The sequence below is a fragment of the Pseudomonas synxantha genome (assembly GCF_900105675.1).
Classification (GTDB): Bacteria; Pseudomonadota; Gammaproteobacteria; order Pseudomonadales; family Pseudomonadaceae; genus Aquipseudomonas; species Aquipseudomonas synxantha.
In genome coordinates, this window is sequence record NZ_LT629786.1 from 5,352,346 (window position 1) to 5,371,692 (window position 19,347).

A 19,347-nucleotide genomic window follows, 5' to 3' on the forward strand; every position below is an offset into this window, starting at 1 on the left:
CAGTCGACATCTAAGTGACTGACCCTCTGCTATCGGGAGCAAGCCCCCTCCCACATTTGGATCTTCATAAGTATTTGCGATGCGCATTCGGCATACAGAGGCCGAGTTAAAACAATAAGAATGAAAGGTACTTCCCCATGCCTAGCGAACCCACTGGCTCTTCCGTCGACTTCGAAAAAGTCGGCACCGAATACTTCCAACAACGTGAACTGAAAAAAGGTGCCGCCGGCTGGGTACTGCTGGTGGGCCTTGGCGTTGCCTATGTGATCTCCGGCGATTACGCCGGCTGGAACTTCGGCCTGGCCCAGGGTGGCTGGGGCGGCATGTTCCTCGCCACCTTGCTGATGGCGACGATGTACCTGTGCATGTGCTTTTCCCTTGCAGAACTGTCGTCCATGATCCCCACCGCCGGCGGTGGCTACGGTTTTGCCCGCAGCGCCTTTGGCCCTTGGGGCGGGTTTCTCACGGGTACCGCGATCCTCATCGAATACGCCATCGCCCCTGCGGCCATCGCGGTATTTATCGGCGCCTATTGCGAGTCACTGTTCGGCATTGGCGGCTGGATGATCTACCTGGCGTTCTACATCATCTTTATCGGCATCCACATCTTTGGCGTGGGCGAAGCCTTGAAACTGATGTTCGTGATCACCGCCGTCGCCGCAATTGCCCTGGGCGTGTTCCTGGTGTCGATGGTGCCGCACTTCAACGTCGCCAACCTGCTGGACATTCCGGTGACCGAAGCCAAGGGCGCCAGCAGCTTCCTACCGTTCGGCTACGTCGGCGTGTGGGCGGCGATCCCTTATGCCATCTGGTTTTTCCTCGCGGTGGAAGGCGTTCCATTGGCCGCCGAAGAAACCAAGAACCCGAAACGCGACCTGCCCCGCGGCCTGATCGGCGCCATTGTTGTGCTGACCAGTTTTGCCCTGCTGATTCTGGTGATCGCGCCGGGCGGTGCGGGCACTTACGCGCTGATCAAATCCGGCAACCCGCTGGTTGAAGCACTGGCGTTGTCCTACGGCGGTTCGACCTGGATGGGCAGCTTCGTCAACCTGGTCGGCTTGGCCGGCTTGATTGCGAGCTTTTTCTCGATCATCTACGCCTATTCGCGGCAGATCTTTGCCTTGTCCCGCGCCGGCTACCTGCCGCGCAAACTGTCCGAGACCAACAAGAGCAAGGCGCCGGTGCTGGCGTTGGTGATCCCCGGGATTATCGGTTTTGGCCTGTCGCTGACCGGCCAGGGTGACTTGCTGATTTTGGTGGCGGTGTTTGGCGCGACGATTTCCTACGTGCTGATGATGGCCGCGCACATCACCCTACGCATCCGTCGCCCCAAAATGGACCGACCGTACCGCACGCCGGGCGGCATCTTCACCTCGGGCGTGGCGCTGGTACTGGCCTGCGTGGCCGTGGTGGCGGGCTTCCTGGTAGATCCACGAGTGGTGATTGGCGCCGCGGTCATCTATGGAGTATTAATTGCTTACTTTGCTTTCTACAGCCGGCATCACTTGGTAGCAGGCACGCCGGAAGAGGAATTCGCGGCGATCCAGGCCGCAGAGGCCGCCTTGCACTGATTGCCGAAAACCTCGACGCGGGCGCGTACTCTATGTTTGCCCGCGTCATCCAGGAGACACTGTATGGCAAGCTTTTCCCACGCGGTGGGTGCCCTCACCTACCGCTTCGACGACCTCAAGGACGTGATGGCCAAGGCCAGCCCCGCCCGCTCCGGGGACTTCCTCGCCGGTGTCGCCGCACAGAACGACGGTGAACGGGTGGCGGCGCAGATGGCGCTGGCGAATATCCCGCTCAAGCACTTCCTGCAGGAAGCACTGATTCCCTATGAAAGCGATGAAGTCACCCGGCTGATCATCGACACCCACGATAAACAGGCGTTTGCGCCGGTCAGCCACCTCACCGTCGGCGGCCTGCGCGACTGGCTGCTTAGTGATGCCGCCGATGAACACGCCCTGCGTGCATTGGCGCCAGGGCTGACCCCGGAAATGGCCGCCGCCGTGTCCAAGATCATGCGCGTGCAGGACCTTGTGCTGGTGGCGCAAAAGATCCGCGTGGTTACCCAGTTTCGCGGCACCATGGGATTGCGCGGGCGCCTGTCCACACGCTTGCAGCCCAACCACCCCACCGATGAACCGGCAGGCATCGCCGCGAGCATTCTCGACGGCCTGCTCTACGGCAACGGCGACGCCATGATCGGCATCAACCCGGCCACCGACAGCATCGCCTCGATCTGCGCCATGCTGGAGATGCTCGACGCGATCATCCAGCGCTACGAAATCCCCACCCAGGCCTGCGTGCTGACCCACGTCACCACTTCCATCGAGGCGATCAACCGGGGCGTGCCCCTGGACCTGGTGTTCCAGTCGATTGCCGGCACCGAGGCGGCCAACGCCAGTTTCGGCATCAGCCTGAGCGTGCTGCAGGAAGGTTACGACGCCGGCCTGAGCCTCAAGCGCGGCACCCTGGGGCAGAACCTGATGTACTTCGAAACCGGCCAGGGCAGCGCCTTGTCGGCCAATGCGCATTTTGGCGTCGACCAGCAAACCTGTGAAACCCGCGCCTACGCCGTGGCGCGGCACTTCAAGCCATTTTTGGTGAACACCGTGGTCGGCTTTATCGGCCCGGAGTACCTGTACAACGGCAAGCAGATCATCCGTGCCGGCCTCGAAGACCACTTTTGCGGCAAGCTGCTCGGCGTGCCCATGGGTTGCGATATCTGCTACACCAACCACGCCGAAGCCGACCAGGACGACATGGACACCCTGCTGACCCTGCTGGGTGTGGCCGGTATCAACTTCATCATGGGCATTCCCGGTTCCGACGACATCATGCTCAACTACCAGACCACCTCGTTCCACGACGCTCTGTACGCCCGTCAGACCTTGGGTTTAAAACCGGCGCCGGAGTTTGAACAGTGGCTGGCGAAAATGGGCATCTTCACGCAAGAAGGCGGCAAGGTGCACTTCGGCAACAGCCTGCCACCGGCGTTTCGCCATGCCTTGGCGCAACTGGGATGAAGGAGCCGACCGTGCAACCAGAATTGCCTGACAACCCGTGGCTGGAACTGCGCCGCCTGACCCCGGCGCGCATCGCATTGGGCCGCACTGGCACCAGCATTCCCACCAGCGCCCAGCTGGACTTCCAGTTTGCCCACGCCCAGGCGCGGGATGCGGTGCACCTGCCCTTCGATCACGCCGGGCTCAGCAGCCAATTCGCCGAACGCGGCCGCGACAGCCTGCTGCTGCACAGCGCCGCCCCCGACCGGCACATCTACCTGCAACGCCCGGACCTTGGGCGGCGCTTGAGCGATGAGTCGGCCCAGACCTTGCGCGACTACGCCTTGGCACATCCCGGTGGGGTGGACTTGGCGATTGTGGTGGCCGATGGTCTGTCGGCGCTGGCGGTGCATAAACATACCGCGCCATTTCTGGCACGCCTGGAAGAACAGACCCACGCCGAAGGCTGGTCCTTGTCACCGGTAATTCTGGTGGAACAAGGCCGCGTGGCGGTGGCCGACGAGATCGGGCAACTGCTCGGGGCCAAAATGGTGGTGATCCTCATCGGCGAACGCCCGGGGCTCAGTTCGCCGGACAGTCTGGGCCTGTATTTCACCTACAACCCCAAGGTCGGCCTCACCGACGCCTATCGCAACTGCATCTCCAATGTGCGGCTGGAAGGCTTGAGTTATGGCATGGCGGCCCATCGTCTGCTGTACCTGATGCGCGAGGCGTGTCGCCGGCAGTTGTCGGGGGTCAATCTCAAGGACGAGGCGCAGGTTCAGACCCTCGAAACCGACGATCCGGACCTGATGAAGGGCAATTTCCTGCTCAGCCCACCGGCTGATCGATAGCAGCACGATTGCGCTTTTTTGTCGCATTAGGCAGCATCAAGCCACGGCCGCTCGCGTGGTCATACCCCATTAGGAAGTTGAGGCCTGGCATGCGGATTACTCAAGCGACCCTGGAACACCTGGACCTGTTGACCCCGCTATTCGTCAAATACCGCGAGTTCTATGGCGCCTTGCCGTTCCCGGACTCATCCCGGGCCTTCCTGGAAAAGCGCCTGCGACGCAAGGAGTCAGTCATCTACCTCGCCCTGGCTGATGATGATGACAAGCGGCTGCTGGGGTTCTGCCAGCTGTATCCGAGCTTTTCCTCGTTGTCGCTCAAACGGGTGTGGATCCTCAACGACATCTATGTAGCCGAGGACGCGCGTCGGCAACTGGTGGCCGACAACCTGATGCGCACCGCCAAAAAGATGGCCAAGGAAACCCATGCCGTACGCTTGCGGGTCTCCACCAGCAGCGACAATGACGTGGCGCAGAAGACCTATGAATCCATCGGTTTTCGTGAAGACACCGAATTCAAGAACTACGTACTGCCGATCAACGAAGACTGATCCACCCCCCCAAACACCTCAGATCCCCTGTGGGAGGGGGCTTGCTCCCGATTACGGTGGGTCAGGCGCAGATTGGTACCTGACACCCCGCCATCGGCAGCAAGCCCCCTCCCACAAAAAACCAAGCCCAACCGCTTCACACTTTCACGACACTCCCCGCTACAAAAGCCACACGCTTTTCACCATTCAATCCGTATAATGCCGACCTTTCAGGGCCGTAAGAATCGCGACAACTATTTGTAGCCTTATTGCCCGAGCTTCCGCACAGGCCTGCTGAGCCGGGCCGTTCACACAGGTGCCATCCATGGATTTCAACCCGCTCGACCTTATCCTGCATCTCGACGTCTACCTCGACATGCTGGTAACCAATTACGGTCCGTGGATCTACGCCATTCTGTTCCTGGTTATTTTTTGCGAAACCGGCCTGGTGGTCATGCCCTTCCTGCCGGGTGATTCCCTGCTGTTTATCGCCGGTGCCGTAGCAGCCGGTGGCGGCATGGACCCAGTACTGCTGGCCGGCCTGTTGATGCTGGCGGCGATCCTCGGTGACAGCACCAACTACGTCATAGGCCGAACGGTCGGCGAGCGCTTGTTCAGCAACCCGAACTCCAAGATCTTCCGTCGCGACTACCTGCAAAAAACCCACGATTTCTACGACAAGCACGGCGGCAAGACCGTAACCCTGGCGCGCTTCCTGCCGATCCTGCGGACCTTCGCACCGTTCGTCGCCGGCATCGCCAAAATGCCCTATCCGCGCTTCTTCGGTTTCAGCGTGCTGGGCACCATCCTCTGGGTCGGCGGCCTGGTGACCCTGGGCTACTTCTTCGGCAACGTGCCGTTTATCAAGAAAAACCTCTCGCTGCTGGTGGTGTTCATCATCCTGCTGTCCCTCGTGCCGATGATCATTGGCGTGGTGCGCAGCCGCTTTGGCCGCACCTCCTCCGAAGCCAACCCGCACTGACCGGCAATGTGGTCCCTCAGCGCCTGGCGTCGCCGGCGCCTGCTGGCCAAGCACCCGATTGCCGATGACACCTGGCAGCGGGTGCGCCAGCACCTGACCTTCCTCGACGGCATCAGCGCCGAGCAAAACCAGTGGCTGCGCGAAGCCTGCGTGGTCTTCCTCGCCGAAAAACACCTCACCGCCCTGCCCGGCGTCGAACTGCACCAGGAACAACGCCTGCTGCTCGCCGCGCAGGCACAGCTGCCACTGATGAACCTCGGCGATCTCGACTGGTACCAGGGCTTTCATGAAATCGTGCTATACCCCGACGACTTCCTCAGCCCGCAACGCCATCGCGACGCCAGCGGCGTCGAGCACGAGTGGGACGGTGAACACAGCGGCGAAGCCTGGCAACAAGGCCCGGTCATCCTGGCCTGGCCCGGCGTACTCGCCAGCGGTCAATGGGAAGGCTACAACCTGGTCATCCACGAACTGGCCCACAAGCTGGACATGCTCAACGGCGACGCCAACGGCCTGCCGCCCCTGCACCACGACATGCGCGTGCAGGAATGGGCCAGCGTGATGCAAAGCGCCTTCGATGACCTCAACCGCCAACTCGACGCCAACCCGGACGCCGAGACAGAAATAGACCCCTACGCCGCGGAAAACCCGGCGGAATTCTTTGCCGTTACCAGCGAGTATTTCTTCAGTGCCCCGGATTTGCTGGCCGACAGTTATCCACAGGTGTACGCCCAACTCAGCCGCTTTTACCGCCAGGATCCCCTGGCGCGCCTGACCCAACTGCAAGCCCACGACCCGCGCTACCAGCCACACGGCGAATGACCGTACGACGCTTGGCGCATGGCATCGGCGTCAGAATATGCCTATAATCGCCGCCACTTTTAGGCCAATCCGGCCATGTCATATGGCCAACTACGGGGGCAACGCCCAATGAGCTACAGCAAGATTCCGGCTGGCAAAGACCTGCCGAACGACATCTACGTCGCGATCGAAATTCCGGCCAACCACGCGCCGATCAAATACGAAATCGACAAAGACAGCGACTGCCTGTTCGTTGACCGTTTCATGGCCACCCCGATGTTCTACCCGGCCAACTACGGTTTCATCCCCAACACCTTGGCTGACGACGGCGACCCCCTCGACGTGCTGGTCGTGACCCCTTACCCGGTTACCCCAGGCTCGGTCATCCGCGCACGCCCAGTCGGCATCCTGAACATGACTGACGACGGCGGCGGCGATGCCAAAGTCATCGCAGTGCCACACGACAAGCTGTCCCAGCTGTACGTGGACGTGAAGGAATACACCGACCTGCCGCCACTGCTGCTGGAACAGATCAAGCACTTCTTCGAGAACTACAAAGACCTCGAAAAAGGCAAATGGGTGAAGATCGACGGTTGGGGCAACGCAGAAGCCGCCCGCGCCGAGATCATGAAGTCGGTTGCCGCCTACAAAGGCTGATACCCGCGCTTCATTGTTACGGCAAATAAAAAAGCCCCGTTAAATCGGGGCTTTTTTATGGGAAAAATTAAAAATCAAGTTCAATGTTTATTTAATGGCGTTTAACTAAGCGCCACACCTGAAAAACCAAGCCACAACTAAGCCAAATCCTACATATGCAATTCAACGCATGGTTTATTTGATTAGTTTTTCCGGCCAGTAAACTCTGCGTTTATGAATACATCAGGTGATCGTTTAAAAGCGCTACTTCGGGAAGTTCATCTTTCCGCCTCCGACTTCGCCAAGAACCGCGGCGTCACGCCTCAACACGTGAACAACTGGTTCAAGCGCGGAGTTCCCATGGGCCGACTCAACGAGATCGCAGAACTGCTCTGCGTCTCCAGTCGCTGGCTAAGCGACGGCCGAGGCCCCAAACATCCGCCTGCCAACTACCTGTTGGAAGGCCCCACCGCAAGGATTGCAACTACCCGCGAAGACACTGGCAAATACCTCACAGGCCCAGCCTGCCGCCCGGAAAAAACCGACGTGGAGATCGCCCTCCACCCCACATTCACCTCAACCGAACGCATCCGCATCTCGCTGCACACCCTCGAAACCCTCAACGTCAAACCCGACCGCGCGGTAGGCGCCTACATGGTCGACAACAGCATGATCGACATCATCCAACAAGGCGCCACCCTCGCTATCGACCGAGGCCGCACCCAAATCATCGACGGCGAAATCTACGCCGTCGAACACGACGGCATGCTACGCATCAAATACCTCTACAACCGCCCCGGCGGCGGCCTGCGCATGCGCAGCCACAACGCCGCCGAACACCCGGACGAATATCTGAACCACGAAGAACGCTTCGAACAAAGCTTCAAGATCATCGGCTGGGTATTCTGGTGGTCCACCCTTAACAACCGCCGCCCACCCGTGCCGCTGGATGAACACCTGCTGGGCTGGGAAGGCTCTAAATCGGAACCGGAGGTGGGCAATTGAAGTGAATGTGGGTAGAATGCGCCGCACATTTGGCAGGGGGATGGCTTAGCTATCTGCCCTGCCAGGCGATGCGGAGGAGTTCCCGCAGATGCCCCTACTATTCAGCCAGACGCGATGTTGGCTGAGCGATTTGAAGGCTGGTGAGGTTTGTCAAAAACAAGCTGAGGCAGTCCCCGAGAAGCCGGCCACAAGCCGGCTTTTTAATGCCCCCCCTTAAACATCAATCACGTAGCCTTAAAGATCCACTCTGCGCTCCCTGAACATGTCTCTGGTGCAATAGGCAGCCATTCAAAGGCCAGTGGGCTCCAGCAATATCAAAATGACTCGACGCAATTTAGGTGTATTACCCCTTCTTCATTGCTTCACCCAAATAATCAGCAACCTGATCGATATCTAACATGTCGCCAACAGCGACACGAGGATGAAACATGTCGCAAAAATACAAAAATAACGACACGTTATGCACGCGGGCTTACACTAGCGACATGACAAGGGCGCTTATAAAAGCGGCCTCACCTTTAATTGGACGTCCTAGTGAGCGTGCGCCCATGACTAACCCCCAGCGGCCTTGGCAGGCGGATAGACCCTATAACCAGCTTCCACCCTTGCCGCCAAAGGCAGAACTGGAAACCCGAGCAGTCCTCAAACGCTGCATCGAAGCTCGAGCAGCCTTGGCCGTATTGAAACAAGCAGCCGAGCTGATTCCTAACCAAACGATGCTGATCAATACGATCCCGCTGCTGGAAGCCAAGGACAGCTCCGAGATCGAAAGTATTGTCACTACTACAGATTTACTCTTTCAGCATGCCCAGGATGGCGCCAATCATGCAGATCCCGCGACCAAAGAAGCCCTCCGGTACCGCAAGGCTCTACATAACGGTTTCCAGTCGCTGGCTGAACGTCCACTCTCTACCGGCACAGCAGTAGAGATCTGTCGAACGCTCAAGGGGGTAGACATGGACATCCGTCGAGTACCAGGCGTCCAGCTAGCCAATGATCGGACCGGAGAAATCATCTATACCCCACCAGAGGGCGAAGATCGCTTACGCGACTTGCTCGCCAACTGGGAACGTTTTCTACACAACGAGACAGACCTCGACCCGCTGGTTCGCATGGCTGTCGGGCACTATCAGTTCGAGGCTATTCATCCATTCACAGACGGCAATGGTCGTACCGGGCGCGTGCTAAACACCCTGTATCTGATCCAGGAAGGTCTGTTGAATCTACCGATTCTCTACCTTAGTCATTTCATCATTGCGCATAGAGCCGATTACTATCGACTACTGCTTGATGTCACACGCGAACAGGCCTGGGAGCCCTGGCTGCTGTACATGCTTACTGCCGTGGAAGAAACCGCTCGCTGGACCAGTGCCAAAATTGCCGCCATTCGCAGCCTGTCCGAGCACACCAGCCAATTTGTTCGCGAGCGTCTGCCGAAAACCTACTCACGCGAATTGGTGGACGTGATTTTTGAGCAGCCCTATTGCCGTATTAGCAACGTCGTCGACAAGCAGATCGCCCAGCGCCAGGCTGCTTCTCGCTACCTCAAAGAGCTGGTCTCCATTGATGTTCTGCAAGAGGTTCAGGTCGGAAAGGAAAAACTGTTCATTCATCCAAAGCTGATGCAGTTGCTGATTCGCGACGGCAACGAATTCAAGCCGTATTTCTGAGCCGAAATTAAGGAAATCGTGAATAAGTCGCCTGGACGATAAAAACGAACAGGCGACGTCATATCACCTAGGCTGCAAACACTCCACAGCCCGATCCGCCACCATCTTCGCCATCTCCACCAAATGCATCACCGCTCTCTGTGGCGCAGCCAGCGGTTCTCCGACCACCTGCGACGTAGCCACCGCACACTGCAGCAACTCCGCCACACGCACCCAAGCATCCTCGAAGCTCAACTCTTCATTAACAGTAAATGGGTTAGGCCCACGCGAAGAAGGCATATCTGAAACAACGTTTTCCATGGCACAACTCCAATTAAAAAGTGTGTACCAATCGACTCCGGGCGACTAAACCCGATCACTGAATAGACAGTGACAGTTCGCAGCCTAGTCACCCATTCCCGCTGGCGCAATGCAGTTTGGATTCTCTCGGAAACGTCCTGCAAATGAAAGCGATCAGCCCTGCTGGCCCTTTAAGCCGTCGCCTCAATCCAATATCAAATGCGGCAAAAACCGACTCGAATCCTTGGTAATCAAACTATCGTCCTCCCGCACGCCAATCCCCGCCGCTTGATCCCCAATCACCCAAGACCCAATCAACGTGTAGCTGTCCCCAAACCGTGGCAACGGCGCAAACTCCTGAAGAATAAATGGCGCATCCGTGTAGGGCCCGTCCTCTTTCACGATCAACCCATCAGCCGTTTGCAGTTCAATATTGGCGCCTTCCCGCGAGAAGAACGGCTTGCGTACCCAGCCCTTCGGCACGGCCTTGCCTGGGTCAGTATCCAGGTGCGACGCGAGCAAATTCGGGTGGCCTTTGTTGAACTCCCACAACAACGGCAGGATGCCTTTGTTGGAGAGGATGGACTTCCACGCCGGCTCGAAAAACTGCGTATCGCTCTCGGCAATGGCGGCGCCGAAGGGTTCGTGGAAGATGAACTCCCAGGCATGCAACTTGAACAGATGGGGGATCCAGCGATCTTGTAGGTCGACGAAGCGGCCTTCGTTGGTCAGGCCGATGTCTTCGATGTCGATGTGGCGGGATTCGATGCCGACTTTTTCCGCGACCAGACGCAGGTAGTCGGTGGTGCCTTTGTCTTCGATGGAGTCTTTCATCGAGGCGAAGTAGAACGGCTGGTTGACCTGCAGTTGGGCGAAGGCCTGGTGCAGTTTGGTGTCGATGCTGTTGAATTGGTCGGCGTGTTTGGGCAGCAGGCCGCGTTCGATGCATTGCTCGAGCCAGCCCCACTGGAACGCCGCGGCCTCGTAGAGGCTGGTGGGGGTGTCGTAGTTGAGTTCGAGCAGTTTGGCGGGACCGGTGCCGTTGTAGGAGAAGTCCATGCGCCCGTACAGGTGCGGGTGGCCTTCGAGCCATGAGGTGCGGATCATGTCGTAGAAAGGCGCGGGGATGCTCAGGCGTTCGAGCAGTTCTTCACTGTGGACCACGCGGGCCACGAGGTCCATGCACATGTCATGGATCTCGGTGGTCGGGTCTTCAAGGTCGCGCTCGATTTGTTGGAGCGTGAACTGGTAATACGCGCGCTCGTCCCAGTAGGGTTCGCCGTCGATGGTGTGGAACAGAAAACCGAGACTGTCGGCGGTCTGTTTCCAGTCATGACGCTCTGCGCAGTGGATCTTCTTCATGCCTGCCTTCCTTAACTGCTCGACCCGCCGCCGCCCCAGCCGCTGCGGGCGCTGGCCTTGCTGCCGAAGCCGCCACGGGAGGTGGCCGAGGACACGGAGCTCGACTTGTTGGTGGAGCGCAGCGTATTGGTGTAATTGCTGCTGCCGTACCGGGCCTGGTTGGAGCGGCCGAAGGTGGCCCCATTGGAGACGCGCTGGTTGAGCGTGGAGTTGCCGTAGTTGCCGCGATCATCGCGGTAGCGGTACACCGGCTCGGAACGGTAGCTGTTGCGGTTGTTGCTCAGCATGTTGCCGATCAGCAGGCCGGTGAGCAGGCTGCTGGTGGAGAAACCCGAGCCACCGCCGCTTGCTTGGGCGTTGGTCGCTTGGGCATTGGCGGCGTCGACCTGGGATTGAGTCACCTGGCCTTCGGCGGTCAGTTCAAAGCCGCCGAGCCTTGGGATGAACTTGCCGGTGGAGTCTTGCTGGCACCAGTCGGCGACGAAGTCAGCATCGCAATCGGCCTGGCTGTCGTACACCGGCGCAATGCGGCGATGCTCGGCCATGGCGGTCATGTAGGCGTCCGAGCAGACGTCTACCGGGAGTTTTTCATCGGCGCATTGCTGCACCGACTGGAAGTTGTACTTCTTCTGCAAATCGTAGGTTTTTTCCGTTGGCCCGCAGCCGGATATCGCCATGGCGACCGACGCTGCCAGCGACAGCTGGACGTACTTGCTTCGTTTCATCGAGAGCTCCGTGCGCAATCAGTTCGAGGTGGGCGTCATGCACGCGGCATTCAACATGCCGACGCTGATGGCCACGGCGGCCACGTAGATGCCGGCCGCGAGTTCGCCCTTTTTGATGCGCTCGGACGTGCCTTTGAGCACCAGGCTGGTCAGCAAAAACGCCAACAGTTGGACGACGGCTGCAATCACCGCCCAGACCACGAAGTCGACGAGGCTGACGGAGTAGGCAATCACGTTGCTGGCCGGAATGGCGAAGCCGACGATGGCACCGCCCAGGGCGACCGCTGCGGATGTGTTGCCCGCTCGGATCAGCTCGAATTCCTTGTGCGGGGTGATGCGGGTGTAGATGAACTGGAACAGCGCGAACAGTAGCGCAGCCCCCAGGATGTAGAGGACAAAGCCGAACACGGCAGCTTTGTTCAGGGAAATGGAGAGAGCTTCTAGCATGGGATGCTTCCTTTTTTAGAGCGCAGTCAGATCGGTTGTGTACAGCGAAATGCCCAGCGACGTGCTCAGGCTGATGGTGCCTTCGGCGTCTTCTTCGACGGAAAACAGCAAAAACTCGCGGCGGTCGGTCAGGCCGGTGTCGCGTGCATATAGCATCGAACGGTGCTCAATGCTGTAGGCCGCCTCCGGGCTGACGATTTGTTCGCTCATTGCTACCAATTCGGTCTGGCCGTCTTCGCTGCCCCACTCACGGAAGAACTCGACGCCGTCGTGGGTGTAGGTCGGCAACCCGATCAGGCTCTGTGGGCCCGCCAGCCGGCGCAGTTCCGCTTCACTGCTGACAGTGACGTTACTGAGGTAGTTGAACAGGATCACCGACTCGACCTGCCCGGCGATGTCACCCGTGGTGTGCACCTGCAGCCAATAGTCTTCGTCGTTCATGTAATAGCGCGACAGCCAGGTCGACTGCCCGAGGTCAACGGTGCCGTTGGCCCAGATTTCCTGGGAACCGGGTATTACCACCGAGGTTTTCTCATCGAGCAACAGTTTCAGGCTCGTGTCGAACATCAGACCTTTGCCCGGTGCCAGGCCCAATGGCCCGGTGACCGGCAGTGCCTGGCTGGTCGGCGCTTTCGAGTCAGTAGTGGCGTTCGGAGCTTCGAGCCCCATCAGTTGTTTAAACCATCCCATGGGAGATTTCCTTGAGCCGGGTGGAGGCGATATAGAAGAGTTCACCGCCCTCGACGCGGGTGGCGCTCGGCGGGTTGATCGCGGGTTGCTGGGCATCTTTGGCGCGATAGCCGATAAGGGTGGCGTTGTGCTGTTCTTTCAGTCGGGTATACAGCTCGCCAAACGTGGCCTCAAAGGCCTCGGGCAGTTTCATCAGGTATTGGGTGGCACCCTGCCCCACGCACAGCAGTTCATTGATGACCACTGATGAACCGGGGTCCTGGGAGGCACGCACCAGCATTTCAATCGCCATGCTTGAGGTGCATTCCAGGCGGGGTGCGTAGGAACTGGCGAGTGCGGCGATTTCACTTTCGTTGAAGTGGGCGACCACATGCCCGACGGGGCTTAATTGATTGACCGCCAGTACCGTAGCCAGGGTCAGGTCGTCAGATGGGGTTCGCACCAGCACACGTTCGGCACCGGGAACACCGGCACGCAGCAGCAACGCGGTGGAGGACAGGCTCTCACCGCGGATGAACGCCGCTTTGCCCGGCATCGGGTTTTCTTCGAGGGTGCAGTCGCAAATCACGATCAGGTTGTCGTTGGAGGTTTCATCTTGCAGCAACAACTCGATGACCCGCTCACTGGATGCGCCCTCCCAGCCGATCAGCACGGTATGGCCGGCCTTGCCGGTGAAATCGCCTTTGCCCTTCATGCCTTTTCTCCATGCATCGATGACACTGCTGGTGGTTTTGCCGATGGCGGCCGTGAGCAGCGCAATGCCGCCGAGCATGACCCAGGCTGCCACGAATATCCGCCCCACCGCGGTCTGCGGTGCGAGATCGCCATAGCCGACGGTCAGTGTGGTGGTCAGATAAAAGTAAATAAAGGTTGCGGGGGCGGTGAGGTGTTGCTCGCCCAGGAACACCAGGCCCAGATAAGCCACGCCCAGGTGTACGCCCAAGGCAACGACCAGGCCTGCCCAGCCGAAGCGGTGAAAGAGGGACGAAGCGTACCGGCGCAATAAAAGAAAGATCGACATTTCATCCCTGGTTCCGTGGGTACTGGGTTCCTGACGAGGCGCTCGCCTCGGCATTTGGATGCTTAAGTGCGCTCACCCGGCATTAAACCTGCTGCGCGGTGCAGAGAGAAGTACCTTGGCGGCAATAAACCCGGCGAACGCGCCGAAGAGGTGACCTTCGAAGGAAACACCCTGCCGGGGCAGGAAGCCAAGGATCAGGCCGCCATACAGTACCGCCACCACACCGGCGGTTATCAGGTTGCTCCAGCTTCTGTGGAACCAGGCGCGCGCCAGCAGGTAAGCCCATAGCCCGAATACCCAGCCGCTGGCGCCGACGTGAATGCCTGCAAAACCGAACAGCCAGACCAACGCGCCACCCAGCAGAATCACGATTGCGCTGACGGCAATAAAGCGGTGGAGTCCGTCGAGGATAACCAGGGTGCCCAGGACCAGAAAGGCAATCAGGTTTGCGCTCAGGTGGGCAAAGGACGCGTGCAGAAACGGTGAGGTGAGGATGCCGAACAGGCCGTGCAGCGTTCTCGGGACCAGGCCGAAGGCCATGAGGCTGTAACCGGTCGCTACATTGAGCAGTTGCAGCGCGACCATCAAGAGGGCCAGGCCTGCGATTGTCTTGAAACCCTTCAAGGCGTCCATCCTCACCTCGGCATAAAAAAGAAGGGCAGAAATGCCCTCCTCCCTTCGGCGACGTTGCTTACTCGGCCGACTTTTGCTTCAGACGCTCAAGAATCGCATTGGCGCTGCCTTCGTTCGGCGTGATGCCAGCGTCGCGCAGTTTGCGTTCCAGGTCAGTACCCGTCGACGCCTCAGCCAGTTCGTCCTGGGCTTGCAATTCAGCGGCGCGTTGCTGCTGCTTGGCCTGTAAGCGATTCAGCGTACCGACAGCGGTTTCCAGCTTGCCGTTGGCACCGCCGCTGGCAATGGATGCGCTGACCTGGGCCTTTTGCACGCTGTCGCGAGCCTTGGCCATGTCCACTTGCTGGCGCAGGCTTTTGATCCGGCTCTCGGCCTTGGTGATGTCCTTGCGCATGCTCTCGGCGTAGCCACCGAACTCGGCGGTCTGCTTTTGCTCGACGTCCCGCTCGTTGGTCAGGGTCGAAATGGCTTCGGCGACTTCCAGGGCCAGGTCTTCACGGTTAGCCTGGATCGCGGCCATCGCCTTGGTCTCCAGGTCTTTGATCTTGGCGTCGTACTCGCCGACACGATCAGCGGCCAGTTTGTGCTTGGCCATGATGCTGACCAGCTCACGCTTGGCATTGGCCAGGGCGCTGTCAGCATCGCGGATTTCCTGGTCAAGGATGCGCAGGGCCTGTTGGTCGACGATCGATTCGCCGACTTCATTGGCACCGCCACGCAGCGCGGTGAACAATTTGCTCCAGATGGACTGAGTCATTAGGTTTTCCCGAATAATTAGTTGAAGAAACGTTCGAAGGCTTCGCTGGCGCGCTGCACGTTGTCGACCAGGGTTTTCACCTCGGTCACGATGTTGGTCAGGCTGGAGTCGGAGCTGAGCGCACCGAACATGTTGTAGACCACCTGCCCGTTGGGCATGGACTCGATGCCGATGGAAGACAACGGGAACATCTCCCGGCTGCGCAGCACCGCGTCGTTGAACTTGGCGACATCGTTGATGGACTCGACGTCGACCAGCACGGTGTCCACGATGATCTGCTCGCCCACCACTGCGATGTAAATCGGCAGGCCCCCGAAGTCGTTCATTTCCAGCTTGATGCTGGACTCGGAGCCTTGGACGAGGGAAAGCGTAATGTCTTTGGACGTCACTTCATCCAGGGCCTGCAGCGCACTGAAGAGGCGATCGATGTTCCAGTTGGTACCTGCGCTCATGAAATTCTCCGACATGAATGAGCCAGCCAGAATCGGTTGGCGAAGCTGTTTCTCCATCTGCTTGAGCAAGCTTCGGTTTTCGGGAAGCACCCAAGCCTCGTGTTTCACATAACCGGCGGCCGCCAGGCCCGCGCGCATCTGCTTCATGTAAAAGCTCGATGGCTTTTTCGCAGACTGTTTCAAGCGCTCTCCCTGAAGGCTGGCTGAATCGGTATCGGGCCCTGCAGCAGGGCTCGATGGAGAGCTGCTTTTCATCGTACTGACCTCGCTGTGAAAAACTCACGCGTGAGAAAATCTACAGGCAATGTTCGTTGCACTCAATAGCTCACGCGTGAGATTTTTCCGAAGCTGTTTCCGCCCATGGGCAAGACCATATCTTGTGAGTGACCAGGTATTGTCTCTTCTGAGTTGACGGTATTACCTATTCCAGCCGATTTATCCCCCATTACCCACCCATTAATCTGTGCCCATGTTGAACGCAACGCCCAACCAACCTAAACAAAAAAGGATTCAACCATGAGCACTGCAACCTACAACCGCTTGAACAAAGACGACGCCATCGTACTGCTGGTCGACCACCAGACCGGCCTGATCTCCCTCGTGCAAGACTTCTCCCCCAACGAGTTCAAGAACAACGTGCTGGCCCTGGCGGACCTGGCCAAGTTCTTCAACCTGCCGACCATCCTCACCACCAGCTTCGAGCAAGGCCCGAATGGCCCGCTGGTGCCGGAGTTGAAGGAGATGTTCCCGGACGCGCCGTACATCGCCCGTCCTGGCCAGATCAACGCGTGGGACAACGAAGACTTCGTCAAGGCTATCAAGGCTACCGGGCGCAGGCAGATCATCATTGCCGGCGTGGTGACGGATGTGTGCGTGGCGTTCCCGACCTTGTCGGCGCTGGCGGAAGGCTTTGAAGTGTTTGTGGTGACGGATGCGTCTGGCACCTTCAATACCACGGTGCAGCAGGCGGCGTGGAGCCGGATGACCCAGGCCGGTGCGCAGTTGATGAACTGGTTCTCGGTGGCCTGTGAGCTGCACCGCGACTGGCGCAACGACATTGAAGGCCTGGGGAATCTGTTGTCCCAGCGCATTCCTAACTATCGCAATTTGATGAATGGCTATGCGGCGCTGACTGCACAGCAGAAGTAAGCCAGCCGAGTGTGACGATAAGCCTGCCCTGAGAAGCAGGCTTTCGGTGTTTGAGCCGGTCCTACCCCGCCAACTCTCGCTCAATCTGTTCAATGCTGGGCAAACTGGCTTGCAGCTCTGCCGGCAAAGACTCCACCAATTGATATTCCGCCACGCCGATAGGCCGGTTGTTATCGCGCAGTGCATATTCAGCCACCACCTCATTTTTCCCCTTGCACAACAACAGGCCGATGGTCGGGCCATCCTGTGGGTGCTTCAGCTCGGCATCCACAGCTGCGAGATAGAAGCTCAACTTGCCCAGATGCTCGGGCTTGAACTTGCCCGCCTTGAGTTCGATCACCACGTAGCAACGCAGCTTCAGGTGATAGAACAACAAGTCAACGAAGAACTCATCACCGCCCACATTCAGCAGCACTTGCCGGCCAACGAAGGCAAAGCCTGCGCCCAACTCCAATAAGAAGTCAGTGACATGCTTGATCAAGGCGTTTTCGATATCACGCTCTTGTGCATTCAGGCCCAGGCTGAGGAAGTCAAAGCGGTAAGGGTCCTTGAGGGATTCGCGGGCCAGGTCGGATTGAGCTTTGGGCAGGTGGCTTTCGAAGTTGCTGACTGCTTTGCCACTGCGCTCCAGCAGGCGGTTTTCAATGTGCATTACCAGCGTGCTGCGCGACCAGTTGTGTTTGATCGTTTGGGTGATGTACCAACGACGCGTTTCGGGGCCGGGAAGTTTGTCCAATAGCGCGATCTGATGGTACCAAGGCAATTGTGCAAGCACCCCTTGCACAAATTCCGCATCCGGCCACGCCTCGGCAAAAGCGCGCATGTACTTGAGATTGCGCGGCGAAAAACCCTTGATGTCGGGAAAAGCCGCGCGCAGATCTTGCGCAAGGCGGTCGATCACTTTGCTCCCCCAGCCTTGATCGTTTTGACGGGTCAGAATATCGCGGCCGATCTGCCAGTAGAGCAGCACCAGCTCACGATTGACCGCGATTGACGCGCGCTGCTGTGCGTTATGGATACGGCCCTTGAGGTCTGTCAGCCAATCGCTGTAGCCCTCGGGAGGCGCGGACAGCCCGATAGCGGTTTCGCTCATGCCTTTTTACTCTTGTGTTTTCAGCAGGCTAGTCAGGCCATCGTGCCGTCACAAGGGTTCATGAATACTCCAGGAAGGGTCCTGCGCACCTTACGGAACGGTCCTGCTGGCACTGGCTGTGGCCCTTGACTCTCCCCTATACGGCACACCCTACCCTGAACGCCCCTTTCAGGAGCCTTCTGCATGAGTCAGCGCATCCTGGTCATTCTCGGCCACCCGTCCACCGATAGTTTTTGTTCAGCCCTCGCGCAGACCTATATCCACGCCGCGAAAACGGCGGGTCACGACGTACGCGTCCTACGTCTGGGTGACCTCAGGTTCGACCCCATCCTTCACCACGGTTATACCCAGGTCCAAGCGCTGGAGCCCGACCTGCTCAGCGCCCAAGCCGACATCCTTTGGGCCGAGCACCTCACATGGGTTTTCCCTGTTTGGTGGGGTGGTATCCCGGCCTTGATGAAAGGCTTCATCGACCGTGTTTTCCTACCCGGCTTCGCCTTCAAATACCGCGCAGGCAAGGCATTCCCTGACAAGCTGCTAAAGGGCCGAACCGCGCACTTGCTAGTGACCCTGGACACGCCGGCGTGGTATTACCGCTGGGTCTACCGCATGCCGGCCATCCACCAGATGCGTCGCACCACGCTGGCGCTGTGCGGCATCACGCCGAGCAAGACCCTGCTGTTCGGGCCGGTGCTGGGCGCTACGCTGACGCAGCGGGCCAAGTGGCTGAAACAGGCCGGCGCATTATTTGAGAAAGGGAATTTTCATGTACATCGGCAAAGCCGCGCAGTTGTCCGGCACGACCATCAAGGCGATTCGTCACTATGAGGCGATTGGATTGATGCCCGAGCCTCAACGCCAGGGCGGCTACCGCGTTTATACGGCGCAGAGCGTGGAGCGATTGACCTTTATCAAATGCGCCCAGCAGCTGGGGTTCAAACTCAAGGAGTTGCAGGAGATTTTGCTGGGGTACGACGGTGACGCCCTTCCCTGGGACCGGGCGGACCAAGCCATCGCCAACAAAAAGCGCGCACTGGCCGCGCAGATCGCCGTGTTGCAACGGATGCAGGCGGGCTTGATTGAGTTTGAAACCCAACTGAAAGACGCACAAGGGCACTGTTCGTCAATCAGCAGCGTCGCCATTTGACGCAGCCTTTACGCATGAGTTGGCGCTGACTTTTACGGGCCCCTTGTAAGGGCAATCTGATTTTCCAAACCGTTCATCCAGCCGCTTTTCGCTGCGGCAGACTCCGACG

General features: G+C 58.8%; 22 protein-coding genes. 12 read left to right on the forward strand and 10 right to left on the reverse strand.

The genetic code is table 11. From position 1 onward, the window contains the following. Nucleotides 1–137: 137 nt before the first annotated feature. From eat to fic, 9 genes are all read left to right on the forward strand, one after another. Nucleotides 138–1,571: an ethanolamine permease gene (gene eat, locus BLU48_RS24745; RefSeq protein ID WP_046069706.1), complete on the forward strand. Its 1,434-nt coding sequence runs from the start codon at nucleotides 138–140 to the stop codon at nucleotides 1,569–1,571. A gap of 63 nt (nucleotides 1,572–1,634) precedes the next feature. Then, entirely contained in the window at nucleotides 1,635–3,029 is a 1,395-nt protein-coding gene (locus BLU48_RS24750; RefSeq protein WP_057024441.1) for an ethanolamine ammonia-lyase subunit EutB, read from the forward strand. Next, complete coding sequence (gene eutC, locus BLU48_RS24755; protein WP_057024440.1) at nucleotides 3,026–3,862, forward strand: ethanolamine ammonia-lyase subunit EutC; 837 nt, start codon at nucleotides 3,026–3,028, stop codon at nucleotides 3,860–3,862. Before BLU48_RS24750 ends, eutC begins: the two co-directional genes overlap by 4 nt. A gap of 89 nt (nucleotides 3,863–3,951) precedes the next feature. Further along, on the forward strand, nucleotides 3,952–4,410 hold the full coding sequence (locus tag BLU48_RS24760) for a GNAT family N-acetyltransferase (RefSeq protein ID WP_056846361.1): 459 nt from the start codon (nucleotides 3,952–3,954) through the stop codon (nucleotides 4,408–4,410). 304 nt (nucleotides 4,411–4,714) lie between these two features. Beyond that, complete coding sequence (locus tag BLU48_RS24765; RefSeq protein WP_046069710.1) at nucleotides 4,715–5,371, forward strand: DedA family protein; 657 nt, start codon at nucleotides 4,715–4,717, stop codon at nucleotides 5,369–5,371. A gap of 6 nt (nucleotides 5,372–5,377) precedes the next feature. Then, complete coding sequence (locus BLU48_RS24770) at nucleotides 5,378–6,193, forward strand: M90 family metallopeptidase (protein WP_057024439.1); 816 nt, start codon at nucleotides 5,378–5,380, stop codon at nucleotides 6,191–6,193. 108 nt (nucleotides 6,194–6,301) lie between these two features. Then, nucleotides 6,302–6,829 (forward strand): inorganic diphosphatase, encoded by a 528-nt coding sequence (gene ppa, locus BLU48_RS24775; protein WP_005791810.1) that lies wholly within the window; start codon nucleotides 6,302–6,304, stop codon nucleotides 6,827–6,829. Nucleotides 6,830–7,042: 213 nt separating this feature from the next. After that, on the forward strand, nucleotides 7,043–7,813 hold the full coding sequence (locus BLU48_RS24780; protein WP_057024438.1) for a LexA family transcriptional regulator: 771 nt from the start codon (nucleotides 7,043–7,045) through the stop codon (nucleotides 7,811–7,813). 548 nt (nucleotides 7,814–8,361) lie between these two features. After that, nucleotides 8,362–9,483 carry a protein adenylyltransferase Fic gene (fic, locus tag BLU48_RS24790; RefSeq protein ID WP_057024437.1) on the forward strand — a complete coding sequence of 374 codons (1,122 nt, stop codon included), beginning with the start codon at nucleotides 8,362–8,364 and terminating at the stop codon, nucleotides 9,481–9,483. Nucleotides 9,484–9,546: 63 nt separating this feature from the next. Here the strand turns inward: fic and BLU48_RS24795 are convergent, their stop codons facing one another. The 9 genes from BLU48_RS24795 to BLU48_RS24835 form a co-directional block, all read right to left on the reverse strand. Beyond that, complete coding sequence (locus BLU48_RS24795; protein WP_057024436.1) at nucleotides 9,547–9,783, reverse strand: hypothetical protein; 237 nt, start codon at nucleotides 9,781–9,783, stop codon at nucleotides 9,547–9,549. Nucleotides 9,784–9,966: 183 nt separating this feature from the next. Further along, entirely contained in the window at nucleotides 9,967–11,124 is a 1,158-nt protein-coding gene (locus BLU48_RS24800) for a glutathionylspermidine synthase family protein (RefSeq protein ID WP_057012897.1), read from the reverse strand. An 11-nt stretch (nucleotides 11,125–11,135) separates the two neighbouring features. After that, nucleotides 11,136–11,849: a DUF1190 domain-containing protein gene (locus tag BLU48_RS24805; RefSeq protein ID WP_057024435.1), complete on the reverse strand. Its 714-nt coding sequence runs from the start codon at nucleotides 11,847–11,849 to the stop codon at nucleotides 11,136–11,138. Between the two features lie 18 nt (nucleotides 11,850–11,867). Further along, the gene (locus BLU48_RS24810; protein WP_057024434.1) at nucleotides 11,868–12,296 is read right to left on the reverse strand and encodes a DUF350 domain-containing protein; all 429 of its coding nucleotides are present in this window, start codon (nucleotides 12,294–12,296) and stop codon (nucleotides 11,868–11,870) included. A gap of 15 nt (nucleotides 12,297–12,311) precedes the next feature. After that, the gene (locus BLU48_RS24815; RefSeq protein WP_057024433.1) at nucleotides 12,312–12,986 is read right to left on the reverse strand and encodes a DUF2491 family protein; all 675 of its coding nucleotides are present in this window, start codon (nucleotides 12,984–12,986) and stop codon (nucleotides 12,312–12,314) included. Beyond that, complete coding sequence (locus BLU48_RS24820; RefSeq protein WP_057024432.1) at nucleotides 12,973–14,007, reverse strand: ion channel; 1,035 nt, start codon at nucleotides 14,005–14,007, stop codon at nucleotides 12,973–12,975. The genes BLU48_RS24815 and BLU48_RS24820 overlap by 14 nt, the downstream gene beginning before the upstream one ends. Before the next feature lie 72 nt (nucleotides 14,008–14,079). Then, nucleotides 14,080–14,640, reverse strand: coding sequence for a rhomboid family intramembrane serine protease (locus tag BLU48_RS24825; protein WP_057024431.1), 561 nt, complete (start codon nucleotides 14,638–14,640; stop codon nucleotides 14,080–14,082). Between the two features lie 58 nt (nucleotides 14,641–14,698). Next, nucleotides 14,699–15,397, reverse strand: coding sequence for a PspA/IM30 family protein (locus BLU48_RS24830; protein ID WP_043048039.1), 699 nt, complete (start codon nucleotides 15,395–15,397; stop codon nucleotides 14,699–14,701). A gap of 17 nt (nucleotides 15,398–15,414) precedes the next feature. Then, a complete protein-coding gene (locus tag BLU48_RS24835) occupies nucleotides 15,415–15,996 on the reverse strand; it encodes a YjfI family protein (RefSeq protein ID WP_043048040.1) in 582 nt (193 codons plus the stop codon). A 369-nt stretch (nucleotides 15,997–16,365) separates the two neighbouring features. On the opposite strand from BLU48_RS24835, the gene ycaC reads away from it, so the two are divergent. Further along, the gene (ycaC, locus tag BLU48_RS24840) at nucleotides 16,366–16,998 is read left to right on the forward strand and encodes an isochorismate family cysteine hydrolase YcaC (RefSeq protein WP_057024430.1); all 633 of its coding nucleotides are present in this window, start codon (nucleotides 16,366–16,368) and stop codon (nucleotides 16,996–16,998) included. A gap of 61 nt (nucleotides 16,999–17,059) precedes the next feature. Here ycaC and BLU48_RS24845 read toward each other — a convergent pair whose 3' ends face one another. Then, the gene (locus BLU48_RS24845) at nucleotides 17,060–18,091 is read right to left on the reverse strand and encodes a PDDEXK nuclease domain-containing protein (RefSeq protein WP_057024429.1); all 1,032 of its coding nucleotides are present in this window, start codon (nucleotides 18,089–18,091) and stop codon (nucleotides 17,060–17,062) included. 183 nt (nucleotides 18,092–18,274) lie between these two features. On the opposite strand from BLU48_RS24845, the gene BLU48_RS24850 reads away from it, so the two are divergent. Further along, the gene (locus BLU48_RS24850; RefSeq protein ID WP_057024428.1) at nucleotides 18,275–18,919 is read left to right on the forward strand and encodes an NAD(P)H-dependent oxidoreductase; all 645 of its coding nucleotides are present in this window, start codon (nucleotides 18,275–18,277) and stop codon (nucleotides 18,917–18,919) included. Continuing rightward, nucleotides 18,858–19,238 (forward strand): MerR family transcriptional regulator, encoded by a 381-nt coding sequence (locus BLU48_RS24855; protein ID WP_082636703.1) that lies wholly within the window; start codon nucleotides 18,858–18,860, stop codon nucleotides 19,236–19,238. Before BLU48_RS24850 ends, BLU48_RS24855 begins: the two co-directional genes overlap by 62 nt. Nucleotides 19,239–19,347: the final 109 nt, after the last annotated feature.

What these genes read in the sequence shown, in the direction of transcription:
- eat (WP_046069706.1), top strand. Translation starts at nt 138, where the DNA reads ATGCCTAGCGAACCCACTGGCTCTTCCGTCGACTTCGAAAAAGTCGGC.
- BLU48_RS24750 (WP_057024441.1), top strand. Translation starts at nt 1,635, where the DNA reads ATGGCAAGCTTTTCCCACGCGGTGGGTGCCCTCACCTACCGCTTCGAC.
- eutC (WP_057024440.1), top strand. Translation starts at nt 3,026, where the DNA reads ATGAAGGAGCCGACCGTGCAACCAGAATTGCCTGACAACCCGTGGCTG.
- BLU48_RS24760 (WP_056846361.1), top strand. Translation starts at nt 3,952, where the DNA reads ATGCGGATTACTCAAGCGACCCTGGAACACCTGGACCTGTTGACCCCG.
- BLU48_RS24765 (WP_046069710.1), top strand. Translation starts at nt 4,715, where the DNA reads ATGGATTTCAACCCGCTCGACCTTATCCTGCATCTCGACGTCTACCTC.
- BLU48_RS24770 (WP_057024439.1), top strand. Translation starts at nt 5,378, where the DNA reads ATGTGGTCCCTCAGCGCCTGGCGTCGCCGGCGCCTGCTGGCCAAGCAC.
- ppa (WP_005791810.1), top strand. Translation starts at nt 6,302, where the DNA reads ATGAGCTACAGCAAGATTCCGGCTGGCAAAGACCTGCCGAACGACATC.
- BLU48_RS24780 (WP_057024438.1), top strand. Translation starts at nt 7,043, where the DNA reads ATGAATACATCAGGTGATCGTTTAAAAGCGCTACTTCGGGAAGTTCAT.
- fic (WP_057024437.1), top strand. Translation starts at nt 8,362, where the DNA reads ATGACTAACCCCCAGCGGCCTTGGCAGGCGGATAGACCCTATAACCAG.
- BLU48_RS24795 (WP_057024436.1), bottom strand. Translation starts at nt 9,783, where the DNA reads ATGGAAAACGTTGTTTCAGATATGCCTTCTTCGCGTGGGCCTAACCCA.
- BLU48_RS24800 (WP_057012897.1), bottom strand. Translation starts at nt 11,124, where the DNA reads ATGAAGAAGATCCACTGCGCAGAGCGTCATGACTGGAAACAGACCGCC.
- BLU48_RS24805 (WP_057024435.1), bottom strand. Translation starts at nt 11,849, where the DNA reads ATGAAACGAAGCAAGTACGTCCAGCTGTCGCTGGCAGCGTCGGTCGCC.
- BLU48_RS24810 (WP_057024434.1), bottom strand. Translation starts at nt 12,296, where the DNA reads ATGCTAGAAGCTCTCTCCATTTCCCTGAACAAAGCTGCCGTGTTCGGC.
- BLU48_RS24815 (WP_057024433.1), bottom strand. Translation starts at nt 12,986, where the DNA reads ATGGGATGGTTTAAACAACTGATGGGGCTCGAAGCTCCGAACGCCACT.
- BLU48_RS24820 (WP_057024432.1), bottom strand. Translation starts at nt 14,007, where the DNA reads ATGTCGATCTTTCTTTTATTGCGCCGGTACGCTTCGTCCCTCTTTCAC.
- BLU48_RS24825 (WP_057024431.1), bottom strand. Translation starts at nt 14,640, where the DNA reads ATGGACGCCTTGAAGGGTTTCAAGACAATCGCAGGCCTGGCCCTCTTG.
- BLU48_RS24830 (WP_043048039.1), bottom strand. Translation starts at nt 15,397, where the DNA reads ATGACTCAGTCCATCTGGAGCAAATTGTTCACCGCGCTGCGTGGCGGT.
- BLU48_RS24835 (WP_043048040.1), bottom strand. Translation starts at nt 15,996, where the DNA reads ATGAAGCAGATGCGCGCGGGCCTGGCGGCCGCCGGTTATGTGAAACAC.
- ycaC (WP_057024430.1), top strand. Translation starts at nt 16,366, where the DNA reads ATGAGCACTGCAACCTACAACCGCTTGAACAAAGACGACGCCATCGTA.
- BLU48_RS24845 (WP_057024429.1), bottom strand. Translation starts at nt 18,091, where the DNA reads ATGAGCGAAACCGCTATCGGGCTGTCCGCGCCTCCCGAGGGCTACAGC.
- BLU48_RS24850 (WP_057024428.1), top strand. Translation starts at nt 18,275, where the DNA reads ATGAGTCAGCGCATCCTGGTCATTCTCGGCCACCCGTCCACCGATAGT.
- BLU48_RS24855 (WP_082636703.1), top strand. Translation starts at nt 18,858, where the DNA reads ATGTACATCGGCAAAGCCGCGCAGTTGTCCGGCACGACCATCAAGGCG.